Here is a 16,851-nt window from a genome sequence, read left to right as displayed (position 1 = left end):
AAAATACTTTTGTTAATCTTTTAAATATCAATAAAATGAATACTGGATTGGTGCTTTCTGGAGGAGGAGTAAGGGGTGTTGCCCACATTGGGGCAATAAAGGCCTTGGAAGAATATGGTATTCATCCCACACATATTGCAGGTACAAGTGCAGGTGCCGTGGTAGGAGCCCTATATGCAGGGGGGTGTAATTGGGAAGAAATGATGGATTTTTTTAGGAGAGTGCAACTATTTACAATTAAGAAATATGCTAGAAAAAAACCAGGTTTTTTGGATACATTAAAGTTTTATGACCTTTTGAAAGAGTATTTACCTGAAGACAGTTTTGAAACGCTTAAAAAGCCTTTATACATAACGGCAACCAATCTACTTGATGGTACGCTGAAGGTGTTTAATAAAGGAGAGTTGATAAAGCCTATTTTGGCCTCTGCAGCTATTCCTGGAATATTTGCTCCAGTGAAAATTGAAGCTGGTTACTATGTGGATGGGGGAACATTAAATGTGTTTCCTGTAGATTTAATTAAAATGTACTGTGAGCATATTGTTGGTATTTATGTAAACCCACTCGAGAAAGTAAAGATAGAGGACCTTAAGCATTCTTATAATATCATGGAGCGTGCATATCAAATAAAAATTGCCAGTGAATCAATGTCAAAATTTAATGACTGTAATTTGTTGATTCGCCCCAAGAATATGAGTGATTATAGTACATTATCCTTAAAAAACATAGACCCCATATTCCGTTTAGGGTACGAAGCGGCATTGGAAGCTATAAATGGATTACCAGTTCACAAGAGTTCACAAAGTTCTATGCCAATATAGAAATAGAGTAGGGTGAAACATTGTTTTTATTTTAGAAAAATTGAAACAAAACGTTTTATAAATTGTGCTAAAATAAGAGAGCCGAAGGCAAATAAAATAACCAGAACAAGCTGTTCATTTGAGATAGGTACTATTGAAAGTGCTTTTGCTACTGGAGGAATGGAAATTGCTGCAATGGTAAGTACAACACATAAAATTAGAGCCATCCACACCCAGAAATTAGTGGTCACTTCATTTTTTAAAAAAGAAATTTTTTCACTTGGAATGTTAAAAACGTTGAGCAGTTGGGCAAGAATTAAAGTAAAGAATGCCATATTGTTTATCGTTACAGGAGGCAATGCAAGAATAGAATGAGAGTAAATTGTTATTCCCAGCACTGCTGTACTAATAGATAACCCATATAGCAAAGTTGCCTTCCAAAGCTTAGTAGTCATAATAGGTTCGTTAAATTTCCTGGGAGGTAATTGCATAATATTCTCCTCTCCTTTTCCAAGACCCAAGGCCAATGCGGGAAAAATATCGGTAATAAGATTTAAGAATAAAATTTGCAATGGCAATAATGGCGAAGGTAGATTAAGGAGTGCAGCAAGTCCTACAGAAATTATTTCAGCTAGATTACTGGATAACAGATATACCACAAATTGACGAATATTTTGGTAGATAACCCTACCTTGACGGATTGCCAGTTCTATAGCTGTGAATTTATCATTGCTCAAAATCATGTCCGCGGCTTCCCTTGCCGCTTCTGTTCCACGAATTCCCATTGTAATACCGATATCTGCTTTTATTAATGCAGGAATATCGTTAATACCATCACCTATCATTCCTACAATATTTTTATTTTTTTGGTAAAACCCCACTAAGTTTAATTTCTGTTCGGGAATCACTCTGGCAAAAACAGAGACATTGAGTATCTGTTTTACTTTTTCATCATCTATATTATTTAAATTTTCTAGATTTTTACCATGCTGAACTTTTTCAATAGGTGCATTCAAAGGCAGTAAGCCCACTTCTTCCGCTATTTTCTTTGCTGTGCCCAAATGATCCCCCGTCATCATAACCACCCTAATACCTGCTTTTTTATATATGTCAATGGTAGCTTTTACATCTTCACGAGCGGGATCTAAAAAGCCTATGACGCCAATGAAAGTAAGTTGTTGTAACAATAGTTTTGTTTCGGGTTCTTTTAGGGTCGTTTTATATGCAAAAGCTAATGTTCTTAATCCTTTTAATGCCAACTCATCTACCAACAAGGACCATTTTTTTTTATCATTGAAGAGAATAGGTTTATTGCCTTTAAGAATAGTATCGCAATGCGCTACGACACTTTCAAAGGCACCTTTAACATATATATGGAAGCCCTTATCACTTTTATTGACGGTAGCCATTAATTTATGCTTGTTGTCGAAGGGAAGTTGATTTATTTCTGGATAATGATTTCGGATGGTTGTTGCGTTGTATCCAACATATTTTGCAAAATCCTTTAGGGATATATCCAAGGGGTCCCCATATAAAGTTTTGCCCAAGAATTGTGCATCGTTACAAAGAATACATACCATCATCATTTTTTGAAATGCCTTTTCTTCTTTTAGTTTTTCAAAAACACTATTCTTTTTATTGTAAACATTTGTAACAGAATTAGTTTCAAAGAGTAGGGTGTGAACTTTTAATGAATCTTCGGTAAGTGTTCCGGTCTTATCTGTACAAATAATGTTGGTAGCTCCCAATGTTTCTACAGCTTCCAGATTCTTGATGATTACATTTTTTTTTGACAAGCGAAGCATACCCCTTGCAAGGGCAATGGTAGCAACAATTGGTAGTCCTTCGGGTATGGTGGCTACAGCAAGGGCCACTCCAGTTTCTAGCATTAAAAACCAATCTTTACCTTTTAATATGCCTACAATAATAATAAGAACGGTAAAAATTAGGGTTAGTTTAATAAGCCATTTGCTTAAATGACTCAATTTTTTCTCAAGAGGAGTTTTTTCTTCTTTTACTCCCATACCCATTTGTTGAATTTTCCCCAATTGGGTATGGACACCGGTTGCTGTTATAATTGCCTTGCCCGAACCCCCATCTACCAGTGTTCCCTTAAAAACCATATTATACTGTTCGGTTAACGGTGTTTTATCAGGCAAGATTGCTGTGTTTTTTTCTATGGAAATACTTTCTCCGGTTAGACTACTTTCTCTTACCATTAGGTTGTCATGTCTAATTAAGCGTGCATCTGCGGGAACAATATCTCCTACATTCAATAATATAATATCACCGGGAACCAAAAGAGAGGCTTTTATTTTGGATATTTTTCCAGAACGCAAAACTAGGGTTGCAGTTTGACCCAGTTTACGAAGCGATTCCAATGAACGAACTGCTTGTAATTCCATGAAATAACCAATACCAATTGTAATTAAAATCACAATTAGTATGGCTACGCCCTCGGGTATATCATTAAAAAAAAATGCTATCAAAGTAGCGAAAACTAAAATATAGATTATAGGATCTGTAAATTGATTAGTGAGAATTTTCCATTTCTTTTTTGGCCCTTTTTGAGGTATTTCGTTTTTATTGAAAGTAGTTATACGTTTTGATGCCTCTTGTTTGGAAAGACCATAATCCAAATCACTATTTAGGTTTAGTAGAAGATCCTTGATAGCAAGTGCATATGGATTTGGAATCATATTAAGAATGGATTCTTATAACAAAAAAATAAATTTAGATGTATTTTTATTATGTTTAATGCCCTCTTAGCTAACATTTTATAGATGGATGTGGAAAGTTAGGCTTATTGAGAGGGCATTAAATGGATAGCTTTTAAAAGTTAGGGATCGAAAAATATACCTAAGCTATTTCTATAACTTTTGGTGGCCGTTTTTTGGCTTCTTCTTTTTTTGCAAGGTTAAAGCTTAGAATCCCATCATTGTATCTTGCTTTAATTTCTTCTTCCTTTACACTGTCTGGTAGCTGCAAAGACCTTTCAAAGGAATTATAACTAAATTCTCTTCGAGTGTAGTTCTCATCTTTTTCCTCTTCCGAGCTAGATTTTTCTGCCGAAATATTTAGACACCCATCATCAATGGTGACATTAAAATCCTTCTTGGAAAAACCTGGCGCTGCTAATTCAATTTCAAACTTGTCGTCTGTTTCCTTAATATTTAGTGCAGGCTCTGCAGTTTTACCATTCCAAAAGCGATCAGGTAATAAATCCCTGCTCCAAGATCTGTTATCAAAAAAATCATCCATATCGAAAAAATCTTGAGAAATAAGTTTTCCAAATGGTCTTCTTCTAAATTTTACTAGTGACATAATTTTTATATTTAAGGGTTAAACAATTTTATATCACTAAAGTAGAATCAATGCAAAGCCCATGAAATGACCTAGGTCAGGATTATGAAAAAACTATTGGAATGGATAAAAAATAGCATTTATAATTTCATCCCAAATGATAAATCCCCTGCATCCCCAAGTCCAGGTATTATATAACCTTTACTTGTTAGCTCATCATCAATTGCGGCAATCCATAAATGGGTATTTTCTGGGAAGACTTTTTTTACATATTCTATACCATCTTGTGAGCCAATTACAGAAATAATATGTATTTGTTTTGGTTTACCATGTGATTGTAGTGTCCTAAAAACATTTTCCAAAGTTTTTCCAGTGGCAAGCATAGGGTCTGTTAAAACCAACGTTTTACCACCCAATGAAGGAGCAGCAAAATATTTTACAATGACCTCAAAATTATCATCGCCTTTGGGATGATGTCTATATGCCGAAATAAATGCATTTTCGGCACGGTCAAAATAATTTAAAAGCCCTTGGTGTAGAGGGAGTCCCGCCCTTAAAACGGAGCATAGTACAAGTTCATCTTTGGGCAATGACATTTCTTTAGTTCCAAATGGGGTTTGTACCGTTATATTCTGATAATTTAGGGTTTTACTCATCTCATAACTTAATATTTCCCCTATGCGTTCGATGTTTCTTCTAAAACGCATAGGATCTTTCTGTACTTTAATATTTCTTATTTCAGAGACAAATTGATTAAGGAGTGAATTTTCTTGGCCAAAATAATGAATGGTCATAGTTTGTTGTGTTTATATTAAAAGTACATTTTTTCCTATGATTTAAAACGAAAGTATTTATGAATGCATTTTTGGACAATGATATTTGTCATATGAGTCTATAAGAGAGAAAATTATATTTGAACAATTGGAAGAAAAATGAAAAAAATAATTACTCTTACTGTAAACCCGGCAATAGATAAAAGCACTACAGTTGCAGGAATTGAACCCAATAAGAAGTTGCGTTGTGCCGAACCTGTTTTTGAAGCGGGCGGGGGTGGAGTAAATATTTCAAAAGTAATAAAGGAACTTGGTGGCGTATCACTATGTATGTATTTAGCAGGAGGTCCTACCGGGGAGCATTTAAAACAAATGCTTACAAATGCCAATATATTACAGCAAATAGTCCCCATTATAAATTGGACCAGGGAAAATCTGGCAGTTACAGATACAAATACCAATTTACAATATAGGTTTGGAATGCCTGGGCCAGAAATAAAAGAACAGGAATGGAAGCAAGCATTAGCACATTTAGAAAATATTTTGAGGGAAGGGGACTACTTGGTTGCAAGTGGAAGCTTATCACCGGGAATGCCCCAAAATTTTTATGCTAATGTGGCATCCATAGCCAAAGGGAAAAAAGTAAGGTTTATTTTGGATACATCTGGAAAAGCTTTAAGTAATGGTGTTGGTGAAGGTGTATTTCTATTGAAACCCAATTTAGGGGAGTTGAGTGTACTTTGTGGTGTTGATGTTATTACTTCTAACAATCTTGAATCCTTGGCTAAGAAATTTATAAAAGAAAATTCGTGTGAAATTATGGTCGTCTCTTTGGGTGCAAAGGGAGCATTGTTGGTAACCAAGGATACTACTGAATATATTTCTGCACCTACTGTATTGCCTATAAGCACAATAGGTGCAGGTGATAGTATGTTGGCAGGCATGGTACGTGCTCTAGCGGAAGGAAAATCTTATAGTGAAATGGTAAAGTATGGAGTGGCATGCGGTACTGCGGCCACAATGACCCCAGGCTCGGAACTTTGTAAAAAGGAAGATGTAGATGAACTCTATGAATGGATAAGTTCCAATTCTAATAATCTTGAAAAAATCCAAGTATCTTAAAAATGGGAACGCACCAAGTAAATAAAATAGATAGGGAGACAAGGGCAGAATTTGTGAGACATTTGTTGAGCGATATAAGGGCATTGGAAATAATGTTGGAAAAAGTGCTAGTAGAAACGGGTATAACATCCAAAACTTCAAATTTAATGGATGCTATCACTACTAATGAATTTAAACAATTGTTATTTTCTAATAAGGGTTTTCACTATAATTGATATATGTTGACGGATAATGCTCTTCAGATTCTCAACGATCGCTATCTCTTAAACAGGAACCCAAAAGAAACTCCTGATGAACTTTTTAGAAGGGTCGCCAAGTATGTGGCCAACGCAGAAGAAACCAATAAAGATATTTGGGAGCAGAAATTCTATGAAATAATGTCCAACTTAGCATTTCTTCCCAATTCTCCTACTTTAATGAATGCGGGTCTAGAAAATGGACAGTTGAGCGCTTGTTTTGTATTGCCTGTCGAAGATAGTCTTGAAGCTATTTTTACAACACTTAAAAATGCCGCACTGATTCATCAAAGTGGAGGGGGAACAGGATATAATTTTTCCAAACTCCGACCAAAAGATGATTTGGTAAGCTCCTCTGGAGGTACTTCCTCAGGGCCAATAGCCTTTATGAAAATATATGATTCTGCAACTGAATATGTAAAGCAAGGGGGTAAACGAAGAGGGGCCAATATGGGCATATTAAATATAAGTCATCCAGACATAGAAGAATTTATAGTTTCAAAGTCTGATGGGACCAGTTTGCAAAATTTCAATATTTCCATAGGCATAACAGATAGCTTTATGAAGGCTGTATCCAAAGATAAAGATTGGAAATTGGTTAACCCTAGAACACAAAAAATTCAGAAAGTAGTTAGGGCATCCAAGCTATGGAATTCAATTACTCGAGAAGCATGGAAAACGGGAGACCCCGGACTCATTTTTTTGGATACTATAAATAAAAACAATCCAATACCCGAACAGGGAAGAATAGGAAGTACAAATCCTTGTGGAGAGGTACCTCTTCTGGATTATGAAAGCTGTAACCTTGGCTCTTTGAACCTAACAAAAATAGTGAAACAGGAAGAAGGAAAAGTATACATTGACTGGGCAAAGCTAGATACCCATATTAATGTTGCTATACGATTTTTGGACAATGTAATTTCGGTAAATCACTACTTAATACCAGAAGTGGAAAGAATTAGCAAGGCCAATCGAAAAATTGGGTTGGGCGTTATGGGCTGGGCGGAGCTGTTGATTATTTTGGGAATTCCATATGCTTCCCAAGAAGCGGTGGAATTGGGTGAAAAGTTAATGGGTTTTATTAAAACCAAGAGTTACGATGCTTCTATAACACTGGGCAAAGAACGAGGAACATTCTTAACTTGGAAAGAAAGTTTGCATGAACCTGCTGAACCATTGCGAAATGCCACTTGTAATAGTATTGCGCCTACGGGCAGTATTTCTGTAATCGCCAATACTTCTTATTCCATTGAACCTTTGTATGCTCTACACTATAAACGTGTAGGGATTTTGGAAAATAAAACCCAAATAGAAGTAAATATCTTTTTTATTGAAAAAATGAAACAATTGGGACTTTGGAATAAGCAAGTAGAAATAGAAGTGATGCATACAGGAAGTATAAAAGGTTTAAAATCTATTCCAAAGGAAATTAAGAAATTATTTGAGACTAGTATGGAAATCTCATGGGAGTACCATTTGCTTCATCAACAGGCTTTTCAAAAATATACGGACAATGCTGTATCCAAAACTATAAACTTGCCAGAAACAACTATGGTTAAAGATGTAGCCGATATTTATTGGGCGGCATGGGAAAGACAGTTAAAGGGTATTACAATATATCGCAATAATAGTAGAGCCCATCAAATATTACAACATTGTGGTTTAAACAGCGGCAATTATTGTTGATTTTCTCATTATAGCAGTGAACCGGAATCAACATTTAAAAGACTATATATGAAAGTTAAACTCCTTCCAAATAACATGGATAAACTTTTTATTCTTACACCAATTTCCGGTATTCTGTTATTTGTGTTTTTGTATATAATTGCGGCAGTTAACTATCCTAATGTATTTAATGAATCCCAAACATCTTTAAAATTTAGTTTATGGAATAATTATTTGTGTGATTTATTGGACATTTATACCATAAATGGCCAACATAATTCTTCTCGTAGTATAGCCATATTGGCTCTAATAATTTTGTGTTCCAGTATTATATTGTTGTGGTCTTTTTTGCCGATTATTTTTTCAACAAAAAGTATAAATAGGCAGATTATGTCAGTTACCGGTATAGTATCATTGACAACTACTTTATTTTTGCCCTATGGGCATCATGATTTTTTTGTCCATGTTGCAGGGTTATTTGCAGTGCCGGCGTTGATTTCTTGTTTTTTGGAGCTTTATAAAATTGGCCATTATAGACTTTTGTCTTTTGGTGTGCTTTGTTTTTTGGTTTTTTTAATAAATTATTATGTCTATGAGACAGAAATATTTATTGGGATACTTCCCGTTATTCAAAAAATCACATTTCTATTATTTATTGGTTGGTTCGTACTTTTAAACCTTTTACTTTATAAAAAAATATAAGAAAGCTTCTATGAGCTTATTAACATGATAGGTTGTTAAGATGCTGCCATACCACCATCTATTACATATGTGCTACCAGTAATATATTTGCTTTCATCTGAAGCTAGGAATAAAGTCAATTCGGCAATTTCATTTGCCTCTGCATATCTTCCCAGTGGTACAGAATTCTCAAAACCTTTTTGAACTTCTTTGGCATTGTCAGGAGAAATGTCCGTTTCTATCCTTCTCATCATTTGTGTGTTTACCGGACCTGGATGAATGGTATTTACACGAATGTTTCTATCGGCAGATTCTAGAGCAGCAACTCTCATAATGCCTATAACACCATGTTTACTGGCTGCATAAGCAACCATGCCCGTAAAACCCTTTAAACCAGCAATAGAGGAGGTAATAATTACACTTCCCCCATCGGACATTTTCGGAAGTACATATTTACAACCCAACCATACTCCTTTAAGATTTATAGCGATTACTTTATCAAAAATTTCCTCTGGGTATTCAGAAATTGGTTTTGTTATGCCTTCAACACCCGCATTATTAAAGAAAATATCTATTTTCCCAAAAACTTCTAGAGTTTTTTCTACATATTTTTGCGTATCATTTTTTTTGGAAACATCGGCAATACAATAAGATACGTTGGGACTTTTCAATTCTTTAACTGCTTTTTTTAAAGATTCCTCTCTGTGCCCTACCAACATTACACGTCCTCCTTGTTGAATAAATAATTTGGCAGTAGTCTTACCTATGCCACCCCCGCCTCCAGTAATAATAGCTACTTTGTTTTCTAATCGTTCCATTTTGTTTGTTTTCCAATGTTAGCTTTCGTTTTTAACGAAATTCAACTTTCATAAAGATATTTTGTTGGGATGGACTACAAAATGACAAAAATCATGGTAGCATTTAATAAAAATGAACTACAGGCCTAGAATGATATAAATCATAGTTTGCATTTCTCCTCTTTTATAGTTTTATGTTTTAATTAATAGTTACACTATGAAAAAAATAGTATGGTTCACAGTAATCCTATTTATGATGTCTTGCTCTTCCACTCGTTTTGTGGAAAGCTGGAAAAATCCGGAAATAAGAACATTTAATCCTAATAAGTTGTTGGTAGTAGGGATGACAAACAATCTAACTGCCAAGAAAATTTTTGAAGAAAATTTAAAAAATGCCCTTGTTCAACGAAGTTTGAACAGTGTTGAAAGTAGTGAGGTCCTTGGGGTAGCCTTTACGGAGTCCAAAAAAAGTGAAGAAGAAATTCAACAGATGATCGATCAACTTGGAATGGAAGGTTTTGATGCGGTCATGATAACTGCTGTAAAGGGAATAGATGAAAATAGGGCATATAATAGAGGATACTATAGTTATGGAAACCATTATGTTAGGTTTGGACGTTATTACTATAGATACCAGGATATATACTACAACCCTGGATATTATGATGATTATAAAATTTATCATGTAGAAACATCAATTTATGGTTTCGATGTAGATGAAAATAAATCTTTGATTTGGGTTGGTTCTTTTGATATTACCAACCCCCAAGCAATGGGTACTACCATTGATGATTATGTAAAGAAAATAGTTCTACAATTGGAAATCGAAGGGCTTATTAAGTCATTGTAGATGACTTATTTGTCATTTTTAATGATTAAAAAATTAGGAAAATCTCTTTGATAAAAAGTCTCACTGAATTTTCAGTGAGACTTTTTATTTTTAATACAATATGTATATAAGTTTTCAACAGCCAGAAGCAATATTTTAAAAGAATTTTAGGTATGCACATAGGACAATAATTTGTCCGCCTTTGAAGAATGTTCATTAAACTTTCCCAATGATTTTTATTCTAATTTCTTAAGCATGGAACTTAGTATTGATCAATATCTTAAATGTATATTTATGCTCTAATAAATATGTATAAAAAACAGGTTTTTTAATTAAATTGGACACTATGCCAATTCTCATATCTTTTGAGCAAAATTGTTTTTAACTAAATAAAACCTTAATTTATCTAAATTAATTTAAGAGCTAAGTTTTTTACCTGTGCATGAGCAATACCAATCTAACATTACTTCAAGAATTAAAATTTAAGCTTGGGTTTTCAGATGTTTTTATGGAATCCATTGAGGATGGTTTGCTCATTACCAATACCGAAGGAAAAATAGTACTGGTTAATTCCGCTTTTGGCTCACTAACCGGTTATGATAAACATGAATTATTAGGCACCACAACGCCTTTTCCTTTTTGGCCACCAGAATTGCATGAAGAGTTTGAAACTGGTTTTAAGACCATGTTAAGTGAAGAATTAAAAGGAGAATTTGAGTCTATTCATTTACATAAAGGCGGTACTCGTTTTCCTGTATTAATATTTGTGGCACCTATTAAAAGTATAGAGGGAAAAGTTATTGCTCATTTGGCTCTATTTCAAAATGTTAGTGAAGTAGAGAATAATGTTGCCAAGAAGGAATCAAAGAATCAAGATATTTTTTCGGTGTTGAACTACAAGAAAAAATATGGGGGTCTTTTAGCCGAAAAAGAGCTAATAGCACAATTGGATTTCACTTTAAACAATATTACTGACGGTATTATCTCACTGGATGAGAATTGGAACTATACGTATGCAAACAAAAATGCAGCGGCAATTTTAGGAAGAACACCGAGTAGTTTAATAGGAAAACATATTTGGACAGAGTTCCCTGATGTTATGCGACTGTCTTTTTATGATAAGTGTCTTAAGGCTGTTGAAACCCAACAAAAACAGGAATCTACAGAATTTTATGAACCTTATGGAAAATGGTTTGAAAACAGGTTTTATCCATCCATGAAAGGATTGACCATTTATTTTTCTGATATAAGTGAGCGTAAAGAAAAGGAAAAGGAGATTAAGGAAATTCAACATAAGTTGGAATCTGCCATACGTATTGGAAAAATTGGATATTGGAGCTGGGAAATTGAAAATGACAGGGTGTTTTGGTCGGAACGGATGTATGAAATCTATAATGTAGAGAAGAACATTGAATTAAGTTACAATTCGGTACTAAAAAAAATACACCCAGATGACAGGGATTTCCATAATAAACTTGTTGAAGAAAGAATTAAGAATAAAAAGAATGAGCCTTTTGAATACCGAGTTTTATGGGATGATGAAACAATAAAATACGTTTTGGTCCAAATGGAAATTATTGAGGATGCTTCCGGAAAAACAATAAAAATGCAAGGAACAGTAATTGATATTACTGAGCGTAAAAAAGCAGAATTGGATTTAAGATTGACAAAAGAGTTTACAGATAAGCTAGTTATGTCCATGCAAGAAGGATTGATAATTGTTAATCTGGAAGGTGAAATTATTATGGTAAATGAATCTACATGTAACATTCTTGGTTATACAAACAAAGAGCTTGTTGGGCTTAACCTACCATATCCTTTTGCTAAACCAGATGATTATTTTGAAATGGGGAAAACTATGCAAAAAGTTGCAGTAGGTGAGGCGCCATCATTTCAGTTTGAATTTATTAGAAAAAATGGCGAGAAGTTTCTAGCTTCATTTTTAACTGGAAATATTAAAAATGACAAAAATGAAGTTATTGCTTTGTTTGGGACTATGAAAGACATTTCTAAGGAGATCAAGGTGAAAAATACACTTGAAGAAAGTGCCTTAAAATCTTCAAAAAAGAAGGAAGTTATATTGAAATTGGCTAGTCTTGTTGGTGAGGATTTTAAGCTCTCTCTAAACCATATTACAAAACTTGCATCTGAAACTTTGAATGTGGAAAGAGTCAGTGTGTGGAGTTTTGATTCTGAAAAAAGCGAAATTTTTTGCGAAAAGTTATATACTCTAAGTGATAGCCAATTTTCCAATGGGGTAGTTCTCAAAAAAACAGATAATCCAAAATACTTTAATGCTTTAGAAAGGAAACAAACAATTCTTATAAAAGATGCCCAAAAAAACAGTCTTACGGAACAGTTCGCCAAAGATTATTTAATACCTAATAATATAAAATCCTTAATGGATGTGTTTATTCATAGCACAAAAGGCTATTATGGTATTATTTGCTTTGAGCATATAGGGGAAACCCTTAGGAATTGGTCTGCCGATGAACAAGAATTTGCCACTTCAATTGCTAGTATAGTGTCGCTAATGGTTGAAAGTAAAGAACGGAAAATAGCCGAGCAGAAAATGAATCTGGCAAACCAAGAACTTTCAAAAGCTAATTCCGAATTGAATGTTTTACGGAATAAGCTGGAACAGGAAAACATTTATCTTAGAAATGAGCTGGAGTTGGTGTTTAATTTTGAAGAAATGGTATATGGAAGCTCGGAGTTTAGCAATGTACTTTCGGAAGTTGAAAAAGTGGCGGCAACGAATGCAACTGTATTGTTGTTGGGAGAATCTGGTACTGGAAAAGAACTGTTGGCAAGGGCGGTTCATAACATTAGCATAAGAAATGCAAAACCTTTAATTAAGGTTAATTGCTCTGCAATACCAAGGGAGCTAATTGAGAGTGAATTGTTTGGACATAAAAAGGGCTCGTTTACAGGTGCATTTAGGGATAAAATCGGGAAATTTGAGTTAGCGGATGGTGGCACTTTGTTTTTGGACGAAATAGGGGAATTACCTTTGGATATGCAGCCAAAAATATTAAGGTTCTTGCAAGAAGGTGAAATTGAAGTAGTGGGCGGGACTGGAATAAAAAAGTTGGATGTTAGGGTTATTGCCGCAACAAATAGAGATTTAAAAGAGGAGATTGAGAAAAAACTGTTTAGGGAAGATTTATTTTTTAGATTAAATGTTTTCCCAATTAAAGTACCACCGTTAAGAAAAAGGAGGGATGATATACCTTTATTGGTAGAGCACTTTGTAGATAAATTTAATAAAGCCTATTCTAAAAATATTAAATACATATCCGATGCAGCCATGGAAAAGCTTAAGTCTTACGACTGGCCCGGAAACATTAGGGAATTGGAAAATTTAATTGAAAGAGCTTCTATTTTGTCCAATGAGGAAACTTTAATTATCCCAGGGTTTGAGTCTGATGTACAACAACCAAAAGTATCAATTAAAGGGCAATATTTGTCCCTGGAAACTATTCAACGTAACCATATAATAAGTGTGTTAGAGCAATGCAATTGGAAAATATCAGGCTCCAATAGCGCTTCTTCCTTACTCGAAGTTAAACCAAGTACCCTTCGCGATAAAATGCTGAAATTGGGCATTAAAAAACAAAATCAATAATCCACGGTATTCCGCGGAATCTATTCTGTCTCCCATAACAAAAACGGTATACCGTTGTTTCTGAAAGAGTAATTTCCTGCTCTGCATTATAGTTTTATAACTTAAATAGTTGATAAAAAGATAGTTATGTGGCTTAGGGTGATTTAATATTTTTTTTGGCATATCAATTGAATCTTGTTTTTTAAATAATATAGTTTGGAAAACATAATTCAATTTGAAGGTGCAGCATTTTGGGTAGACCAAAATATTATTTACTGCACAATAAAGAGGGGATTTGTTTTTCAATCTTTTAATGGGAAGGATATAGAAACTATTGCCAATATAATTAAACGTCTTTCCAACGGAAAATTTCTCCCCATGCTCATTAACTTAAAAGGACTGGACAATTTAGAAGCACTAAAATCATTTAATTTATTTTCTCCTTGTTCCCTAATCGGTATTACTGTTCTTTCCAGGTCGTTTGTAGTTAAGTCCTTTATTATAAAGATGTTTCTTGTTCTATCCAGTATTGTAGATGGCAATGCATTTTGGAATCATATATATGTGCGTGTCGAGGAGGCAACGGGTTTTTGTAATGAAAAAATCAAGGAACTTAATATGATAAATGAAATTTAGGATCATGGAAGAGAAAATTAATCTAAACCACACGACTTTTTGGACTAAAAATAATGGGATTCTATTCTGTAAAATAACCAAAAATATTTATCATAAACTGGATTATAAAATGGCCGGACTATACTTACGGACAATAGCCACATTGTCTCATGGAGTTCCCATTCCCCTTCTTATAGACTTAAGGGATGTTAAAGGCACTTTTTCAATTGAAGCCGCACAATTATTATCCAAAAAATTTAACGACAGTCCCTTAATAATATCAGAAGCATACGTTGTAAACTCATTGGCTATAAAGTTATTAATACGGTCATATAAAAGAATATATAATACAAGTATACCCTATGAAATTTTTAGTAGTATGTCCATGGCAAAGGAGTATTCTTTAAAAAATAAAATTAAAGAATGAGAGCTTTTAAAAATTTTTGGTCAGAGAGTACCAATAGTGTTGAAGATGGTATTAAGAATGTTTTTAAAGCAAACTCTATATATACTATTATGGATTCTTCGGGCAGAATAGAATATGCCAATGAGAATTTTTGCAAAATTTACAGGAGCAGTACTGGTCCAATAGTGGGAGAGCCCAATCATTTGTTAAAAACAGAATTTTTCTCCTTAGAAAAACATAATGATTTATGGAGGACCATTATGCAAGGAGAAAAATGGGAAGGAGTCCTAAAAGATGTATTGAGCAATGGGAGTCCAATTTGGTTAGATACTAAAATTTTACCTATAAAAGTTGGGGCTTTACCGGATTGCAAATTCATTTGTATCCATGAGGATATAACCAAAATAAAGTTGGAGTGTGAAGTACTAAAAAATGATGAGTCCATATACCAATTAATATATAAGTCGATAAAAATTGGGATAGTTGTTGTCACAGACTATAAAGGTTCTATTATTAAATGGAATAAAGGAGCAGAAAATGCTTTTGGTTATTCTGAGCATGAGATAATGGGAAAACAACACTCTGTTTTAATGGCAAAAAAATATAAAAAATCGAATATTTCTGATTTTTTAGAATTGACCAACAGGTACAGAACCATTAAAAATCAAGAAGGGCTGGAATTTTATTGTTTGAATAAAGAAGGCTCGGAATTTCCTGTTGAACTTGTTGTAAGCAAATGGACTATTAATAACGAGGATTATTATGCCTTTAAAATGTTGGACATTACCAAGCGTATTGCCTTTCAAAATATGCTAAAACGTAAAACAAAAGAATTGGAATTGTTTTTATATCGTTCCGCACATGATTTAAACGCACCATTTTCATCGGCACAAGGTTTAATTAACCTAATAAAGGAGGAGCAATCTATTGATAAGATGCAAATTCTAATAAACATGCTAGAAAAGACTATTAATAATGCCAAGGCATTATCTAATAGCCTTACCAGTGCTTCCTTAATTTCCTCAAAAGTCCATGAAATAACGGTTGTTGATTTTTCTCAAATAGTAGACAATGTTTTAAAAATATTGAAAGGCTATAATAATTTTGAAAATTTAAAATTCAACATTGACATTGAAAACCCCAATGATTTTATTTCTAGCCCGGATTTGATTTTTGCAATATTTCAGAATTTAATAAAAAATGGGATAAAATTTTCCTTACCACTAACAAAGAACCATCAGCCTTGGATTGACATTAAAGTAAAATCATTAAGGGACGGAATCCTAATAATAATATGTGACAATGGTAAAGGCATAAATAAAAAAGACCTGAATAAAATATTCGAATTATACTATAGAGCGGAAGCGGACCAAAACCCAGAATCTAACGGTTTAGGTTTATATATAGTTAAAAGTATAGTGGAAAGCTTAAAAGGAGAAATAAGAGTTGAAAGCAAGATCCAAAACAGTACTTGTTTTACAATTCATTTGCCAAAAACCAATTAAAATATAGGCCAGATGAAAATAAATTTTATGTTGATTGACGATAGTGAAATAGATTTGTTTGTTAATCAAAAGAACATAGAGAAACTAGAAATAGACTCATGTATTAAATCTTATACAAGGGCAAAAATGGCTGTTGAATACTTAGGTTCACTGGAGGACCAATTAAGCTTGGAGCCAATGTTTGTGCCGGACATAATTTTATTGGATATAAATATGCCGGAAATGAATGGTTTTGAATTTTTAAACAAATTCAGTGAGCTTGCAAATGAAAAATTAGAGAGAACAAAAATTTATATGTTATCATCAACAACTAATTTGAGTGATATGAGAGATGCTGATGAGCATACCACCTGTAATGGCTTTATTAACAAACCAATAACAAAAGTAAAATTAGAGAAAATAGTGAATGAACTAATGCAATAAATCTAATATATTTTACTCCCCAAGGTGCCAAAATAGCTTAAAAGGTCTCCTTGTTTTTTGTTATCCATTCCCCTTTTTTTAAATACGTC

14 protein-coding genes are annotated in these 16,851 nt (G+C 33.7%); 10 read left to right on the top strand and 4 right to left on the bottom strand.

What is annotated here, in order from left to right:
- The first annotated feature begins 35 nt into the window (after positions 1 to 35).
- Positions 36 to 821: a patatin-like phospholipase family protein gene (locus tag GGR42_RS04130; RefSeq protein ID WP_167961146.1), complete on the top strand. Its 786-nt coding sequence runs from the start codon at positions 36 to 38 to the stop codon at positions 819 to 821.
- Between the two features lie 26 nt (positions 822 to 847).
- Here GGR42_RS04130 and GGR42_RS04125 read toward each other — a convergent pair whose 3' ends face one another.
- The 3 genes from GGR42_RS04125 to upp all read right to left on the bottom strand — a co-directional run bounded on the left by GGR42_RS04125 (position 848) and on the right by upp (position 4,897).
- Positions 848 to 3,499, bottom strand: coding sequence for a cation-translocating P-type ATPase (locus GGR42_RS04125; protein WP_167961144.1), 2,652 nt, complete (start codon positions 3,497 to 3,499; stop codon positions 848 to 850).
- A 160-nt stretch (positions 3,500 to 3,659) separates the two neighbouring features.
- Positions 3,660 to 4,124, bottom strand: coding sequence for an Hsp20/alpha crystallin family protein (locus GGR42_RS04120; protein ID WP_167961142.1), 465 nt, complete (start codon positions 4,122 to 4,124; stop codon positions 3,660 to 3,662).
- Positions 4,125 to 4,243: 119 nt separating this feature from the next.
- Positions 4,244 to 4,897, bottom strand: coding sequence for a uracil phosphoribosyltransferase (gene upp, locus GGR42_RS04115; protein WP_167961140.1), 654 nt, complete (start codon positions 4,895 to 4,897; stop codon positions 4,244 to 4,246).
- A gap of 138 nt (positions 4,898 to 5,035) precedes the next feature.
- Here upp and GGR42_RS04110 point away from each other — a divergent pair, with 138 nt between their 5' ends.
- The 3 genes from GGR42_RS04110 to GGR42_RS04100 are packed head-to-tail and all read left to right on the top strand — an operon-like array spanning position 5,036 to position 7,920.
- The gene (locus GGR42_RS04110; protein WP_167961138.1) at positions 5,036 to 5,998 is read left to right on the top strand and encodes a 1-phosphofructokinase family hexose kinase; all 963 of its coding nucleotides are present in this window, start codon (positions 5,036 to 5,038) and stop codon (positions 5,996 to 5,998) included.
- Positions 5,999 to 6,000: 2 nt separating this feature from the next.
- Positions 6,001 to 6,213, top strand: coding sequence for a hypothetical protein (locus GGR42_RS04105; RefSeq protein ID WP_167961136.1), 213 nt, complete (start codon positions 6,001 to 6,003; stop codon positions 6,211 to 6,213).
- 3 nt (positions 6,214 to 6,216) lie between these two features.
- Positions 6,217 to 7,920 carry an adenosylcobalamin-dependent ribonucleoside-diphosphate reductase gene (locus GGR42_RS04100; protein WP_167961134.1) on the top strand — a complete coding sequence of 568 codons (1,704 nt, stop codon included), beginning with the start codon at positions 6,217 to 6,219 and terminating at the stop codon, positions 7,918 to 7,920.
- Between the two features lie 716 nt (positions 7,921 to 8,636).
- Here GGR42_RS04100 and GGR42_RS04090 read toward each other — a convergent pair.
- Positions 8,637 to 9,398, bottom strand: a complete 762-nt coding sequence (locus tag GGR42_RS04090; protein ID WP_167961130.1) for an SDR family NAD(P)-dependent oxidoreductase — start codon at positions 9,396 to 9,398, stop codon at positions 8,637 to 8,639.
- 196 nt (positions 9,399 to 9,594) lie between these two features.
- Here GGR42_RS04090 and GGR42_RS04085 point away from each other — a divergent pair, with 196 nt between their 5' ends.
- The 6 genes from GGR42_RS04085 to GGR42_RS04060 all read left to right on the top strand — a co-directional run bounded on the left by GGR42_RS04085 (position 9,595) and on the right by GGR42_RS04060 (position 16,762).
- A complete protein-coding gene (locus tag GGR42_RS04085; RefSeq protein WP_167961128.1) occupies positions 9,595 to 10,227 on the top strand; it encodes a hypothetical protein in 633 nt (210 codons plus the stop codon).
- Between the two features lie 421 nt (positions 10,228 to 10,648).
- Positions 10,649 to 13,834 carry a sigma 54-interacting transcriptional regulator gene (locus GGR42_RS04080; protein WP_167961126.1) on the top strand — a complete coding sequence of 1,062 codons (3,186 nt, stop codon included), beginning with the start codon at positions 10,649 to 10,651 and terminating at the stop codon, positions 13,832 to 13,834.
- A 195-nt stretch (positions 13,835 to 14,029) separates the two neighbouring features.
- The gene (locus GGR42_RS04075) at positions 14,030 to 14,449 is read left to right on the top strand and encodes a hypothetical protein (RefSeq protein WP_167961124.1); all 420 of its coding nucleotides are present in this window, start codon (positions 14,030 to 14,032) and stop codon (positions 14,447 to 14,449) included.
- 4 nt (positions 14,450 to 14,453) lie between these two features.
- Positions 14,454 to 14,855, top strand: coding sequence for a DUF7793 family protein (locus GGR42_RS04070; protein WP_167961122.1), 402 nt, complete (start codon positions 14,454 to 14,456; stop codon positions 14,853 to 14,855).
- On the top strand, positions 14,852 to 16,339 hold the full coding sequence (locus GGR42_RS04065) for a PAS domain-containing sensor histidine kinase (RefSeq protein WP_167961120.1): 1,488 nt from the start codon (positions 14,852 to 14,854) through the stop codon (positions 16,337 to 16,339). The genes GGR42_RS04070 and GGR42_RS04065 overlap by 4 nt, the downstream gene beginning before the upstream one ends.
- Positions 16,340 to 16,351: 12 nt before the next feature.
- Entirely contained in the window at positions 16,352 to 16,762 is a 411-nt protein-coding gene (locus GGR42_RS04060) for a response regulator (protein ID WP_167961118.1), read from the top strand.
- Positions 16,763 to 16,851: the final 89 nt, after the last annotated feature.

It is taken from the genome of Saonia flava (genome assembly GCF_011927795.1).
Classification (GTDB): domain Bacteria; phylum Bacteroidota; class Bacteroidia; order Flavobacteriales; family Flavobacteriaceae; genus Saonia; species Saonia flava.
The sequence above is the reverse complement of the archived record's forward strand: the minus strand, read 5'-3'. Positions and strand labels throughout refer to the sequence as shown.

Bases quoted from the DNA above. Each gene is read 5' to 3' on its own strand.
- GGR42_RS04065 (WP_167961120.1), top strand. From the start codon at position 14,852: ATGAGAGCTTTTAAAAATTTTTGGTCAGAGAGTACCAATAGTGTTGAA.
- GGR42_RS04070 (WP_167961122.1), top strand. From the start codon at position 14,454: ATGGAAGAGAAAATTAATCTAAACCACACGACTTTTTGGACTAAAAAT.
- GGR42_RS04060 (WP_167961118.1), top strand. From the start codon at position 16,352: ATGAAAATAAATTTTATGTTGATTGACGATAGTGAAATAGATTTGTTT.
- GGR42_RS04125 (WP_167961144.1), bottom strand. From the start codon at position 3,499: ATGATTCCAAATCCATATGCACTTGCTATCAAGGATCTTCTACTAAAC.
- GGR42_RS04110 (WP_167961138.1), top strand. From the start codon at position 5,036: ATGAAAAAAATAATTACTCTTACTGTAAACCCGGCAATAGATAAAAGC.
- upp (WP_167961140.1), bottom strand. From the start codon at position 4,897: ATGACCATTCATTATTTTGGCCAAGAAAATTCACTCCTTAATCAATTT.
- GGR42_RS04130 (WP_167961146.1), top strand. From the start codon at position 36: ATGAATACTGGATTGGTGCTTTCTGGAGGAGGAGTAAGGGGTGTTGCC.
- GGR42_RS04100 (WP_167961134.1), top strand. From the start codon at position 6,217: ATGTTGACGGATAATGCTCTTCAGATTCTCAACGATCGCTATCTCTTA.
- GGR42_RS04090 (WP_167961130.1), bottom strand. From the start codon at position 9,398: ATGGAACGATTAGAAAACAAAGTAGCTATTATTACTGGAGGCGGGGGT.
- GGR42_RS04120 (WP_167961142.1), bottom strand. From the start codon at position 4,124: ATGTCACTAGTAAAATTTAGAAGAAGACCATTTGGAAAACTTATTTCT.
- GGR42_RS04085 (WP_167961128.1), top strand. From the start codon at position 9,595: ATGAAAAAAATAGTATGGTTCACAGTAATCCTATTTATGATGTCTTGC.
- GGR42_RS04105 (WP_167961136.1), top strand. From the start codon at position 6,001: ATGGGAACGCACCAAGTAAATAAAATAGATAGGGAGACAAGGGCAGAA.
- GGR42_RS04080 (WP_167961126.1), top strand. From the start codon at position 10,649: ATGAGCAATACCAATCTAACATTACTTCAAGAATTAAAATTTAAGCTT.